The sequence below is a fragment of the Mesorhizobium sp. M3A.F.Ca.ET.080.04.2.1 genome (assembly GCF_003952525.1).
GTDB lineage: Bacteria > Pseudomonadota > Alphaproteobacteria > Rhizobiales > Rhizobiaceae > Mesorhizobium.
Genome location: NZ_CP034451.1, coordinates 4,255,213 through 4,268,298 on the forward strand (window position 1 = coordinate 4,255,213; position 13,086 = coordinate 4,268,298).

The window sequence follows — 13,086 nt, forward strand, 5'->3', positions numbered from 1 at the left end:
GGTGGACGTTGCCTTGTGATGGCTGCAATCGAGGAAACCATGAAAGGGAGAACCAATCATGTCTCTTGCGTCCCATCTTGATGAGCTGCAGCGGAAGCACGGCGACATCGAGCGCGAACTCACCGACGCCATGAACCATCCGTCGGTGGACGACCTCGAAATCGTGAATCTCAAGCGGCGCAAGCTGGCAATCAAGGACGAGATTGAAAAGCTGAAGGCAAAACCGACGGCACACTGAAGCTCCTTTAGGCAACACCCCGCGCCCCTGCGGCGCAGTCCTCCTCCGGTAGCGTCTCAGCCGCCGGAGCTTGGGTTCTTACTTCGGATTTTGGGTCGTTTCGGCTCGGTGGCGTCTTTGGACGCCTCCGGTGCCGTAATTGGGCACATATTCTCAACACCCAGCACTGCGGCCGATTTGCGGGCTTACCTGCCAGTCGGCATTGACAAGCCATCCTTGCTCCTCCACCTCATGCCCGGAACTTCCAGATGAAGGCGGCCGGCATGACCGGATATTTCTCTTCTCCCTTCCCGCGCCGGGCTTCGGTCGGCGTTTCCGTCGGCGGCGTGGTCGTCGGCGGCGGCGCGCCGGTGGTCGTGCAGTCGATGACCAACACCGATACGGCCGATGTCGACCAGACGGTTGCCCAGGTCGCGGCGCTGCATCGTGCCGGCTCGGAGATCGTGCGCATCACCGTCGATCGCGACGAGAGCGCCGCTGCGGTGCCGCGCATCCAGGAGCGCCTGGCGCGGCTCGGCGTCAATGTGCCGCTGGTCGGCGATTTCCATTATATCGGCCACAAGCTGCTCGCCGATCACCCGGCCTGCGCCGAGGCGCTGGCGAAATACCGCATCAATCCCGGCAATGTCGGCTTCAAGGACAAGAAGGACCGCCAGTTCGCGGCGATCGTCGAAATGGCGATCCGATACGACAAGCCGGTGCGCATCGGCGTCAACTGGGGCTCGCTCGACCAGGAGCTCCTGACCCGGCTGATGGACGAGAACCAGGCGCAGGGCTCTCCGCTCACCGCGCAGGAGGTCACGCGCGAGGCGATCGTGCAGTCGGCAATCCTGTCGGCCGAGATGGCGGAAGAGATCGGGCTCGGCCGCGACAAGATCATCCTGTCGGCCAAGGTCAGCGGCGTGCAGGACCTGATCGCCGTCTACACCGAGCTCGCGACGCGCTCGAACCACGCGCTGCATCTCGGCCTCACCGAGGCCGGCATGGGCACCAAAGGCATCGTCGCATCATCCGCCGCCATGGGCATTCTCCTGCAGCAGGGCATCGGCGATACGATCCGCATTTCGCTGACGCCGGAGCCGAACGGCGACCGCACCCGCGAGGTGCAGGTGTCGCAGGAACTGCTGCAGACCATGGGCTTCCGGCAGTTCGTGCCGATCGTCGCCGCCTGCCCGGGCTGCGGCCGCACGACGTCGACGGTTTTCCAGGAACTGGCCCAGAGCATCCAGGCCGATATCCGCAAGAACATGCCGGTGTGGCGCGAGAAATATCCCGGCGTCGAGAACCTCAAGGTCGCGGTGATGGGCTGCATCGTCAACGGTCCCGGCGAATCCAAGCATGCCGATATCGGCATATCGCTGCCGGGCACCGGCGAGACGCCGACGGCGCCGGTCTTCATCGACGGCAAGAAGGCGGCGACCTTGCGCGGACCGTCGATAGCCCAGGATTTCGAGAAGATGGTCGCCGACTATATCGAGCAGAGGTACGGACACGGCAAAGCAGCGGCCGAGTAGGCCGATGCGACGCTTGTTCGGGGCGGCACTGATCCTGACTTGCGCGCTGATGTCGGCCGGTGAGGCGTTCGCCGATCCGCCGCAGTCACATTCGGCCGCCAAAAGGCTGATCGGCCGCGTCTGCGACCTGATCGAGGGCGAGGCCGTCAGGAACGGTCTGCCCAAGGATTTCTTTGCCAGGCTGATCTGGAAGGAAAGCCGCTTCGACCCCAACGCGGTGAGCCCGGTGGGCGCCGAAGGCATCGCCCAGTTCATGCCGGGCACCGCCAAGCTGCGCGGGCTCGCCGATCCCTTCGACATCGGGCAGGCGATTCCGGCTTCAGCGAAATATCTCGCCGAGATGAAGGTCAGCTACGGCAATCTCGGCCTTGCGGCTGCCGCCTACAATGCGGGCGAGAACCGCGTGTCGCGCTGGCTCTCCTCCGGCGGCTTCCTGCCGATGGAGACGGAAAGCTATGTCTTCGACATCATGGGCGAGCCGGTCGACAAGTTCTCGGACACCGCCTACGACGGCACCATCCGGCCACTCGATCCGAAGATGAGCTTCGCGGTCGCCTGCCGCAGGCTGCCGGTGATCATGTCGCAGACCGTCGCCATGGCGTCGATCAACGTCAAGCCATGGGGCGTGCAGGTGGCCGGCAATTTCCGGCGCTCGGCGGCGATCGGCCAGTGGCTCAGGGTGCGCGGCCGCTTCCCGGCGCTGCTTGCCAACCACGATCCGGTGGTCAGCCGGGTGCGCACGCCGATCGGCCGGCGCGGCATCTATGCGGTCAGGATCGGCGCCGATACGAGGGCCGAGGCCAACGGCATCTGCAATAAGCTGCACGGCGTCGGCGGCGCCTGCGTGGTGATGCGCAACCGGTAGGACGCCTGCGACAAAATATTAGAAACGCTGTCGAAGGAACTCGGCGGTGGGTCGTCGGTCGCCTCCTTCAGAAGCGCCTCACGCTCTCTTCGCTGCCACCGTTTCGCTGAGCCAGGTGCCGATCTTGGCGCCGAGGCGGTCGGGCGAGACCGGCTTCGGCAGATAGTCGTCCATGCCGGCCTCGATGCATTTTTCGCGGTCGCCCTTCAGCGCATGCGCGGTGACGCCGATGATCGGCGTATGGCCGCCATTCTGCTGCTCGATGGCGCGGATGGCGCGCGTCGCCTCGTAGCCGTTCATCTCCGGCATCGAGACATCCATCAGCACCAGCCGCGGCCGCAGCGAGCGGTACATCTCTACCGCCGTGCGGCCATTGCCGGCGATGCGGTAGCTGAGACCAAGGCCGTTGAGGATCTGGCCGAAGACCAACTGGTTCACCTCATTGTCCTCGGCGATGAGGATGTCGATCGGGCCGCCCGGGGCGACGGTCTCCGGAGCCGAGGGCACCGAAACCGCCGGGCCGCGGATGACGGTAAAGGCCGGGGGCGCGGCCTGAATCGCAACCGGCTCGCGCACGAAATGCGCCCTGCCGGCCTGCGTGCGCGCCTTCTGGATGGCGGAGATCACGGTGCCGAGCAGCACCGCCGAGCGCGCCGGCTTGGTGAGATGGGCGGCAATGCCGAAATCGATCACCATCCTGCCGAAATCGATCTGGTCGACTGAGGTCAGCAGCACGACCGGAATGCCGGCGAGGCGACTGTCGGCGGCAATCGCCTTGGCGACATCGGCGCCGTTCATGCCGGGCATCTGGTAATCGAGGATGATGCAGTCGACCGAAGCGCCCAATTGGCAGGCACGGTCGAGGAAAGCGAGGCCCACAGCGCCGCTTTCGGCCGCCGCACAGTCGAAGCTCCAGCTTCTCAGCTGTTCCAGCAGGATTTCGCGGTTGACCGGATTGTCGTCGATGACCAGCACACGCGCGCCGGTGACATCCACCGGCACGATCTCGTCGCGCGCATCCTGGTTGTGCGCCGGCAGCGGCACGGCGAACCAGAACACGGAACCACGCCCGATCTCGCTTTCGACGCCGATCTTGCCGCCCATCAGGTCGACGAGGCGGGCGGCGATCGCAAGGCCGAGGCCGGTGCCTTCGTGGCGGCGGGTCGAGGAGCCGTCGACCTGCGCGAACTTCTCGAACACGCTTTGCAGCTTCTCGGCGGGGATGCCGATGCCGGTATCCTCGACGCGCACCTTGAGCTGGACCACGCCGTCGACGACATTGCCGCCGACATCGATCAAGACATGTCCCTTCTCGGTGAACTTCACCGCGTTGCCGAGCAGGTTGGTGACGATCTGGCGGAAACGTCCGGCATCGCCGACGACGAAGCCCGGCAGGTGCGGGTCGACGCGCACGATGAGCTCGAGGTTCTTCTCGGCGACGCGTGCCGACACCAGCGTCGCCACGTCCTCGACCGCTTCGGCAAGACGGAACGGGGCGGGGTCGAGTGTGAGCTGGCCGGCATTGATCTTCGAGAAGTCGAGGATGTCGTTGATGATGGTGAGCAGCGCATTGCCGGATTTGACGATGACGTCGGTGAAGGTCTTCTGGCGCGGCGTCAGCTCGGTCTTGGCGAGAAGCTCGGCCATGCCCAGCACGCCGTTCATCGGCGTGCGGATCTCATGGCTCATATTGGCGAGGAACTCGGACTTGGCGCGGTCGGCCGCCTCGGCCTTGAACAGCGATGCAGCGGTCTCGGCGAAGGCGCGGCGGATCGCCCTTTCCATCGGCCGGAAGATCCAGAACGCGGCTATGGCGAGCACGGCGAACAGAAGGCCGCTCGCCCACAAAAGCAGCCGGTCGCTGGAGGCGTCGGCGAGGTGGCGCTCGTCATCGAGCGCGGTGCGCACGCGCACCAGCATCGGCTGGGCGAACAGGTCGTTCTGGTTGCGGATCTCGCGGTAGCTCCACTCATCGACCTTCTGCGCCGTCGACATAAGATTGAAGTTGCGCACCATGTCGCGTGCCGACCAGAACAGATCGCCGTTCACCGAAGCGGACTCGAGCGCGTTGACCGTGTTCTTCGACAGGCGCGGCCTGATAGCGGCAAGCTCCGCCGTGAGAATATTGATCTCGCTGGTCAGGCGTTCGGAATGGCCGCGCGCGGCCGTGGTCAACGCGTCGCGTGTCTCGGCTCGCCAGGCAGTGCTGGTCGTCTCGGCAAAATTGGTGGCGTTGCGCAGGTCGCGCGCGAAGATGACGAAATTGCCGCTGAGCGTATCGACGTCGTGGCGGAAGGAGTTCACGCGATTGAGGGCGAACATCACGGCGGCGGAAGCCAGCGCGAAGATCAACAGGCCCGAGACATAGCGGACCCGGATCGACCGGAGGAAGGAGGAATATTCCGGCATGCGCAACCCCAACCAATACGCATCATTTGAATGGTCGGGATTACGCTTGATTTACATTAAGATTTCGTTCGCGCTGCCGCCTCTCCTGCCTCCCAATTCAAGGCTTCTGGGCACCATCAATCCGCCGCCAGGGGAAACTCGTTGGCGATGGTGACGTGATGGTGAATGCGGCCTTCGAAATATTTGGCCAGCACTGCCTCGGTCGCCGCCCGCGACTCGGCCCGTACCGGGCTGGCGAGAGCCGCGTCGACAGCTGCCATGTCGCGATAGTTGATCGCCAGGATCAGCGGGAATTCCGGCGCGCCATCGTCGCGTTTCTCGGCGAAGCTGACGCGCACATCGAGCGCACCCGGGAAAGCCTTCCACTTCGGCAGGATGGTCTCGATCACGTCCCTGCGGAACGCCTCGATCTGGCCTTGCTTGACCTTGCCCTCAAACAGCGCATAGCGGGTGATCATGTGTTCTTCTCCTCGTCGTTGCGCCGGAAAAATTCCATCAAAGCAGCCTGATCCTCGCCACCCAGTCCGGCGGCCGTCAGCAGGCGATGCACCTCGGCGCAGAGCGCCGTCAGCGGCATGGCCGTATGTGTGCGCCGCGCCAGATCCTGCGCGGCGTTGAGATCCTTCACCATGTTGTCGATGCGGCCGGTGCGGCGGTAGTCGCGGGTGGCGAAGCGCGGCAGGTATTCCTGCAGGATGGCGCTGTCGGCGCGGCCGCCCTTCAACGCCTGCGGGATCTTCAGCGCGTCGACGCCGGCGTCGAGCGCCAGCCGCGTCGCCTCCGCCACGGCCATGAAATTCAGCGCGCAGAGCACCTGGTTGATCAGCTTCGTCGTCTGCCCCGCACCGGCCGGGCCCATATGCGTGTAGTTGCTGGCGACATGGCGGAGCACCTTGTGCGCGTCCGCCACATCTTCCGCCTTGCCACCGGCCATCAGCGTCAACTCGCCGACGAGGGCTTTCGGCGCCCCGCCCGAGAGCGGAGAGTCGACCCAGCGCAGACCCTTTTCGCCGGCGTCCACCGCCAGCTGGCGCGTGGCGTCAGGGTCGATCGACGACATGTCGACGATCAGCGTGCCGGGCTTCGCGCCGGCGGCGACGCCGCCATCGCCGAACACGGCGCGGCGTACGATCGCCGCGGAATTAAGGCTGAGGATGACGAAGTCGGCCGCAGCGGCGGCCGCGGCCGCACTGGCCGCGGCGCTGGCTCCCCTGGCAACCAGCGTTTCCACCTTGGCGGTGTCGAGGTCGAACACGAAGAGCCGGTTGCCGGTGGCAAGCAGGCGTTCGCCGATCGCTCCGCCCATGGCGCCGGCGCCGATGAGCGCGACTATGTTGGTCATGACGGCCGCTCCTCAAATCTGGACGTTATGTCCGCGACAATCTTTTCGAGCGGCGCGTCGATCGCGACCGTGATCGCATTCTCGTCTTTGCCCGGCACCTCCAGCGTCGCGAACTGGCTGTCGAGGAGGCTGGTCGGCATGAAGTGGCCGGTGCGCTCGTGCATGCGCCGCGAGATCAGTTCGCGCGACCCCTCGAGATATACGAACAGCACCGGCGCACCGGCCCGCTCGGTGATGAAATCGCGATAGGCGCGCTTGAGCGCCGAACAGCCGACGATGACCGGTGCGGGCTGCCGCCTCAGCGTTTCGCCGACCTTCGCCAACCACGGCCACCTGTCGGCGTCGTCAAGCGGAATGCCGGCGCTCATCTTGGCGATATTGGCCTCGGGATGCAGCTTGTCGCCATCCACAAAGGTTGCGGCGATCGCGCGGGTCAGCGCTTCGCCGATGGTCGTCTTGCCCGACCCGGTGACGCCCATGACCACCATGCGCGGCGGCGGGTCAGATCGAAGCCGTGATGCCGCCGTCGACATAGAGAACATGTCCATTGACAAAGGATGATGCCTCGGAGGCCAGGAAGACGCAGGCGCCGACAAGCTCCTCGACCCTGCCCCAGCGGCCGGCCGGCGTGCGCTTTTCGAGCCAGGCGCTGAAGGCCGGGTCGGCGACAAGGGCGGCGTTGAGCGGGGTGTCGAAATAGCCGGGCGCAATCGCGTTGCACTGCAACCCGTGCCTGGCCCAGTCGGTCGCCATGCCTTTGGTCAGATTTCCGACCGCGCCCTTGGTCGCCGTATAGGGCGCGATGCCCGGGCGGGCGAGCGCCGTCTGCACGCTGGCGATGTTGATGATCTTGCCGCGGCCGCGCCGGATCATGTGGCGCGCCACCGCCTGGCCGACGTGGAAGACGCTGGCGATATTGGCCTGCAGCAGGCGCTCGAACGCGTCGGCGGGAAAATCCTCGAGCGGCGTGCGGAACTGCATGCCGGCATTGTTGACCAGGATGTCGATCGGACCGTGGGCCTGCTCGAACGCGTCGATCGCGGCCCGGACCCCCTCATGGTCGGTCGCATCGAAGGCGAGTGTGAGTGCATGGGGGATTTGAGCGGCCGCGGCAGCGAGCTTCGCCGGGTCGCGGCCGTTCAGGATCACCCTGGCTCCGGCGTCGGCAAGGCCCTTGGCCAGGGCAAAACCGATGCCTTGCGAGGAGCCGGTGACGAGCGCCATGCGCCCGGTGAGATCGAACAGAGTGGATGACATTTTTCCAATTGCCTCTCGTCGCTGAGCGCCTTATGTTATCGATAACATCTTCTGTCAAGTCAAGCGGAGCGAAAAACCGATGCAGCGGCCTCACATCCTTCAGGTTGGACCCTATCCCGCGTGGGACGAGGCGCCGCTCAATGAGGCCTTCGTGGTGCATCGCTATTTTGCCGCCGACGACAAGCCGTCCTTCCTCGCCGAGATCGGTCCGCAGGTGCGCGCCATCGCAACCCGCGGCGAACTGGGCGCGAGCCGCGCCATGATCGATGCCTGCCCCTCGCTGGAGATCGTCTCCGTCTACGGCGTCGGTTTCGATGCGGTCGATCTCGCCGCATGCCGGGAACGGGGCGTCCGCGTCACCAACACGCCCGACGTGCTGACCAACGACGTCGCCGATCTCGGCATCGCCATGATGCTGTGCCTGTCGCGCGGCATGATCGGCGCCGAGCGCTGGGTGCGCGACGGCAGTTGGGCAGCGAATGGGCTCTATCCGCTCAAGCGCCGCGTCTGGGGCCGGCGGGCCGGCGTGCTCGGGCTCGGCCGCATCGGCTACGAGGTGGCCAAGCGTCTTGCCGGGTTCGGCATGGACATCGCTTATAGCGACGTCGCGCCGAAGGACTTCGCTCCGGATTGGGAGTTCGTCGCCGATCCGGTCAAGCTGGCCAGGCGTTCGGACTTCCTGTTCGTGACGCTGGCGGCGTCGGCCGCGACGCGCCACATCGTCAACGGCGAGGTGATCGCAGCGCTGGGCGAGGACGGCATGCTGATCAACATCTCGCGCGCCTCCAACATCGATGAGGAAGCGCTGCTCGACGCGCTCGAGAAGAAGGTGCTGGGTTCGGCCGCGCTCGACGTCTTCGAAGGCGAGCCCAAGCTCAATCCCCGCTTCCTGGCGCTCGACAACGTGCTTTTGCAACCGCACCATGCGTCCGGCACCGTCGAAACGCGCAAGGCGATGGGCAAGCTGGTGCGCGACAATCTTGCCGCTCATTTCGCCGGCGAGCCGCTGCTGACGCCTGTGCTCTAGACATGTTTTGCGCGTTTCGAGGCAAACCGTTGCGCGCCTTTTCATGAACTGCTCGAGGAGTTCGCTCATCATGAAGTCAATCGTCATCCACGCCGCCAAGGACCTTCGTATCGAGGACCGGGCCGTCGAGGACGCGGATTCGGGCCAGGTGCTGCTGCGTCTTGCCGTCGGCGGCATCTGCGGCAGCGACCTGCACTACTACAATCACGGCGGCTTCGGAACGGTGCGCCTGAGGGAGCCGATGATCCTCGGCCATGAGGTATCGGGAGTCATCGAAAAGATCGGTCCCGGCGTCAGCGGGCTGGAGACCGGGCAACTGGTCGCCGTCTCGCCGTCGCGGCCCTGCTACACCTGCCGCTATTGCCGGGAAGGCATGCACAACCAGTGCCTCAACATGCGCTTTTATGGCAGCGCCATGCCGTTCCCGCATATCCAGGGGGCGTTCCGCGAAATGCTGGTAGCGGACGCGATACAATGCGTTCCGGCCGATGGGCTGACCGCCGCCGAGGCGGCGATGGCCGAACCGCTGGCGGTGTGTCTGCATGCAACGCGCCGGGCCGGCGAGATGCTGGGCAAGCGCGTGCTGGTCACCGGCTGCGGACCGATCGGCCTGCTGTCGATCCTGAGCGCGCGGCGCGCGGGCGCCGCCGAGATCGTCGCCGTCGACATTGCCGATTTCACGCTGGCGATGGCGATGCGCGCCGGCGCCGACAAGACCATCAACACCCGAACCGATCCGGATGGGCTCGCGCCCTATCTTGCCGACAAGGGAACATTCGATGTCCTTTACGAATGTTCGGGCGCGGCGGCGGCGCTGGCGCAAGGCATCTCGGCGCTGCGCCCGCGCGGGACGATCGTCCAGCTTGGCCTTGGCGGCGGCGAAATGGCGCTGCCGATGACGGCGATCACCACCAAGGAACTGTCGCTGCACGGCTCGTTCCGCTTCCACCCCGAACTCGCCGTCGGGGTCGAACTGATGCGCAAGGGGCTGATCGACGTGAAGCCGCTGATCACCCACACGGTGGCCTGCGGCGAGGCGCTGTCCGGCTTTGAGCTCGCCAACGACCGCAGCCAGGCGATGAAGGTCCAGATCGCTTTCGCATAGGCGGCGGCGATGCGTTGCAATCCGATGTGATATCGATAACGTACGGCCATGCAGTCTTCGCCAAAACGCCCGACCATGGCCGATGTCGCGCATCGCGCCAATGTCTCGACCATGACCGTCTCGCGCGCTTTCAAGCGCGACGCCTCGGTCAGCGCCGACACGCGCGACCGCATCCTCAAGGCCGCGGAAGAGCTCGGCTATGTCTTCGACAGCATTGCCGCCAACCTGTCGTCGCGGCGGTCGGGTTTCGTCGCGGTGACGATCCCTTCGATCAACAATGCCAACTTCGCCGACACGGTGCGCGGCATGACCGAGGGCCTGCGCGACAGCGGGCTGGAGATCCTGCTCGGCTTCACCGATTACAATGTCGAGGAGGAAGAGCGCCTGGTCGGCCAGCTGCTGCAGCGGCGGCCGGAAGCGATCATCGTCACCGGCGGGCGGCATACGCCGCGCTGCCGCAAGATGCTGGCCAATGCCGGCGTCCCGGTGGTGGAGACCTGGGACCTGCCGGCCGATCCGATCGGCCATGTCGTCGGTTTTTCCAACGCGGAGGCCGGGCGCCTGATGGTCGATCATTTCGTCGAACGCGGGTACTCGAGGCTCGGCTTCATCGGCGGCGACACCTCGCGCGACACGCGCGGCCTGGACCGTCGGCGCGGCTTCGTCGCGGCGCTGCAGGGCCGCGGGCTCGATGCGTCGCGCGTGATTGCGTCCGGCGTGCCGCCGATCTCGATGCGCGAGGGCGCGGCCGCCATGGTCGAGATGATCTCGCGCTGGCCGGACACACAGGCGGTGATGTGCGTGTCGGACCTTTCGGCCTTCGGCGCGCTGATGGAGTGCGTGCGGCGCGGCATCCGCGTGCCGGAGGATGTCGCGATCGCCGGCTTCGGCGCCTATGACCTTGCCGAGCAGTCGGTGCCGCCGATCACCACGATCGATGTCGGCGCCCACGAGATCGGCGTGCGTGTCGCGGAGCTGGTGCTCGACCTGCTCAGTGGACGCCGCGCGGCCGACGATCGGGTGGTGGTCGGCATGACGCCCAAGGTGATCGTGCGCCACACGGCCTGAGCTTGGGAAAAACAAACGGCCGGCGGTGACCGCCGGCCGCTCGCTTGTCCTGCGAATGGCGCTTACTTGCCCCAGATCTCCTTGTATTGGTCGCGGTAGCCGTTGCCCGGGTCGAAGCGGTTGTCCGGGCCGCCGTCGAATTCGACATTGTCCGAAGTCACGACATGCAACGGCGAGATGTAGCCCGACCATTTCTCGCCGGCCATGGCGCGGTTGAGCTCGTCGACGAGCTGCCAACCCTGCAGATTCAGCGGCTCGGCCACCGTCACCTTCTGGAACTGGCCGGAGCGGATGCGCTGGTAGGCAGATTCGGAGCCATCGCCCGCCGCCACGTTGATCGGCGCGTCGGTGCCCGACTTGCCGGCCGCCGCCAGCGACGGTCCCATGAAGTCGAAATAGAGGTCGTTGATCGCCAGCGAATGCGTCCATTGACCGCCGTATTTCTGCAGCAGCGAGGTGGTGAGCTGCGGCATGCGCTGCGAGGTCTCGGCGATCGGCGTGTCGACATATTCGAGCACCTTGCCGCCGAGATCCTCGATCTCCTTCTTCATTCGATCCGCCTTGGCGATGGCGATCTGGTAGGTGGAATCGGTGAAGATGATGACGCCGGGCTTGCCCTTGGCGTCGACAAAGGCCCAGTCGGCGGCGGCCTTCGACACTTCCATCGGATCGGTCGAGACATTGGCGATGATGCCGAGATCGTCGATCGGTCCGACGGTCGGCGCGGCATGCCATGCCGCCATCGGGATCTTGGCGGCCCTGGCCTGCTCCATCGCCGGCTTCTGCTCCACGGCATCGAAGCCGTTGATGATGATGCCGTCGGGATTGAGCGCCAGCGCCTGGCCGAAGGCCGCGGTGCGGCCGCCGATCGAGCCGGCGCCGTCAAGCGTCTTGACCGTCCAGCCGAGCGCAGCAGCGGCTTCCTCGACGCCCTTGGTGACGCCGAGGATGCCACCGTTCTTCATGTCGGCGCCGAGCACGACGATTGTCTTGCCGGCAGCGCCCTTCGGTCCGGTCGTCGGTCCATCCCACTTCTCGACCTTGCTGGCGTATTTGTCGACGACCGCCTTGGCGTCGGCCATCGGGTCGGCCAGGCTCGGCGAGGCAATGCCGAGCGCCAGGCAGGCGACGCCAAGCTGAAGGACTGTTCTGCGCTGCATATCGTTTCTCCCATTAAGCGTTGTTGGATGTCGTTGTCGGTTGGCTAGTGGCTGGTTGGCTGGTGGATGCGGGGGGCGGCACGACCGCGCCGCGGCGGCGCTGCGCGTAACCGGCAATACCGATCGCGACCAGCAGCGTGACGCCATTGAACAGCGGCTCGACCCAGAACGAGCCGCCGAACTGCTGGATGCCGGAAATGCCGACGGCGAGGATGACGACGCCGACGATCGTGCCCCAGACGTTGACGCGGCCGGGCTTTATGGTGGTCGAGCCGAGAAACGCGCCGACCAGTGCCGGCAAGAGGTATTCGAGGCCGACGCTGGCCTGGCCGATCCTGAGTTTGGACGCCAGGAGCACGCCGCCAAGCGCGGTCAGCGCGCCGGAGGCGACGAAGGCGCCCATGACGAATTTCTGCACCGGAATGCCGTTGAGCGCTGCAGCCTTCGGATTGGCGCCGATGGCGTAGAGATAACGGCCGAGCGGCATGTATTCGAGCACCAGCCACATCACGAGTGCCAGCGCGACCACGTAGTAGCCGGTGATCGGCAGGCCGAACAGCATCGTGCCGTTGAGCGAGAGGAAGCCGTCGGGAAGCACGCCGACGACCTGACGCCCGCCCGTGTACCACATGGCCAAGGCATAGAGCACGGTGCCGGTGCCGAGAGTGGCGATGAAGGAATCGATGCGTGCCACCTCGACCAGCAGGCCATTGATGAAGCCGGTGAGCACGCCGAGCAGGATGACGATCAGCACGGCAAGCGTCCAGGGCACGCCGAAGGCGGTCTGCAGGCTGATGGCGAGGATGTGCCACAACACGATGCCGTAGCCGACCGTCAGGTCGATGCGTCCCGAGGCCATCGGGATCATCGCCGCCAGCGACAGGAGCGCGATGATCGCCTTGTCGGAAATGATCGAGCGCAGGTTGAGCAGGGTCGGGAAGGTCCGCGGCAGGAGCAGCGAGAAGAGCAGGATCAAAAGCAGCGTCAGGATCGGCAGACCGTAGACCGGCAGGTAGCGCGCCGCTTTCTGGCTGGCGCTCAGGCCCGAGAGTTCCGAGCGGGTCGGCTCCAGCGCCGTCGATTTGATCGAATTCATGGATC

13 protein-coding genes are annotated in these 13,086 nt (G+C 65.7%); 6 read left to right on the forward strand and 7 right to left on the reverse strand.

Annotation, left to right across the window (positions count from 1 at the left end):
- Window positions 1-58 precede the first annotated feature (58 nt).
- The 3 genes from EJ074_RS20240 (at window position 59) to EJ074_RS20250 (ending at window position 2,617) form a co-directional block, all read left to right on the forward strand.
- Window positions 59-238, forward strand: a complete 180-nt coding sequence (locus EJ074_RS20240) for a YdcH family protein (RefSeq protein ID WP_095804635.1) — start codon at window positions 59-61, stop codon at window positions 236-238.
- Window positions 239-501: 263 nt separating this feature from the next.
- The gene (ispG, locus tag EJ074_RS20245) at window positions 502-1,752 is read left to right on the forward strand and encodes a flavodoxin-dependent (E)-4-hydroxy-3-methylbut-2-enyl-diphosphate synthase (RefSeq protein WP_095804944.1); all 1,251 of its coding nucleotides are present in this window, start codon (window positions 502-504) and stop codon (window positions 1,750-1,752) included.
- Window positions 1,753-1,801: 49 nt separating this feature from the next.
- Window positions 1,802-2,617: a lytic transglycosylase domain-containing protein gene (locus EJ074_RS20250; protein ID WP_245420297.1), complete on the forward strand. Its 816-nt coding sequence runs from the start codon at window positions 1,802-1,804 to the stop codon at window positions 2,615-2,617.
- A gap of 78 nt (window positions 2,618-2,695) precedes the next feature.
- Here the strand turns inward: EJ074_RS20250 and EJ074_RS20255 are convergent, their stop codons facing one another.
- The 5 genes from EJ074_RS20255 to EJ074_RS20275 all read right to left on the reverse strand — a co-directional run bounded on the left by EJ074_RS20255 (window position 2,696) and on the right by EJ074_RS20275 (window position 7,625).
- Window positions 2,696-5,026 carry a response regulator gene (locus EJ074_RS20255; protein ID WP_095804633.1) on the reverse strand — a complete coding sequence of 777 codons (2,331 nt, stop codon included), beginning with the start codon at window positions 5,024-5,026 and terminating at the stop codon, window positions 2,696-2,698.
- 116 nt (window positions 5,027-5,142) lie between these two features.
- A complete protein-coding gene (locus EJ074_RS20260) occupies window positions 5,143-5,484 on the reverse strand; it encodes a hypothetical protein (protein WP_095804632.1) in 342 nt (113 codons plus the stop codon).
- A complete protein-coding gene (locus EJ074_RS20265; protein ID WP_129553670.1) occupies window positions 5,481-6,368 on the reverse strand; it encodes an NAD(P)-dependent oxidoreductase in 888 nt (295 codons plus the stop codon). Before EJ074_RS20265 ends, EJ074_RS20260 begins: the two co-directional genes overlap by 4 nt.
- Window positions 6,365-6,901: a gluconokinase gene (locus EJ074_RS20270; RefSeq protein ID WP_129553671.1), complete on the reverse strand. Its 537-nt coding sequence runs from the start codon at window positions 6,899-6,901 to the stop codon at window positions 6,365-6,367. The genes EJ074_RS20265 and EJ074_RS20270 overlap by 4 nt, the downstream gene beginning before the upstream one ends.
- Window positions 6,870-7,625 (reverse strand): SDR family oxidoreductase, encoded by a 756-nt coding sequence (locus EJ074_RS20275; RefSeq protein WP_129553672.1) that lies wholly within the window; start codon window positions 7,623-7,625, stop codon window positions 6,870-6,872. The genes EJ074_RS20270 and EJ074_RS20275 overlap by 32 nt, the downstream gene beginning before the upstream one ends.
- Window positions 7,626-7,704: 79 nt before the next feature.
- Between EJ074_RS20275 and EJ074_RS20280 the strand changes: the two genes are divergently transcribed.
- The 3 genes from EJ074_RS20280 to EJ074_RS20290 all read left to right on the forward strand — a co-directional run bounded on the left by EJ074_RS20280 (window position 7,705) and on the right by EJ074_RS20290 (window position 10,825).
- Window positions 7,705-8,652 (forward strand): 2-hydroxyacid dehydrogenase, encoded by a 948-nt coding sequence (locus EJ074_RS20280; RefSeq protein ID WP_129553673.1) that lies wholly within the window; start codon window positions 7,705-7,707, stop codon window positions 8,650-8,652.
- Between the two features lie 70 nt (window positions 8,653-8,722).
- Window positions 8,723-9,757, forward strand: coding sequence for an L-idonate 5-dehydrogenase (locus EJ074_RS20285; protein WP_129553674.1), 1,035 nt, complete (start codon window positions 8,723-8,725; stop codon window positions 9,755-9,757).
- A 48-nt stretch (window positions 9,758-9,805) separates the two neighbouring features.
- Window positions 9,806-10,825: a LacI family DNA-binding transcriptional regulator gene (locus EJ074_RS20290; protein WP_165349980.1), complete on the forward strand. Its 1,020-nt coding sequence runs from the start codon at window positions 9,806-9,808 to the stop codon at window positions 10,823-10,825.
- 62 nt (window positions 10,826-10,887) lie between these two features.
- Here the strand turns inward: EJ074_RS20290 and EJ074_RS20295 are convergent, their stop codons facing one another.
- Complete coding sequence (locus EJ074_RS20295; protein ID WP_129553675.1) at window positions 10,888-11,985, reverse strand: substrate-binding domain-containing protein; 1,098 nt, start codon at window positions 11,983-11,985, stop codon at window positions 10,888-10,890.
- 13 nt (window positions 11,986-11,998) lie between these two features.
- Window positions 11,999-13,081, reverse strand: a complete 1,083-nt coding sequence (locus tag EJ074_RS20300; protein WP_129553676.1) for an ABC transporter permease — start codon at window positions 13,079-13,081, stop codon at window positions 11,999-12,001.
- Window positions 13,082-13,086: the final 5 nt, after the last annotated feature.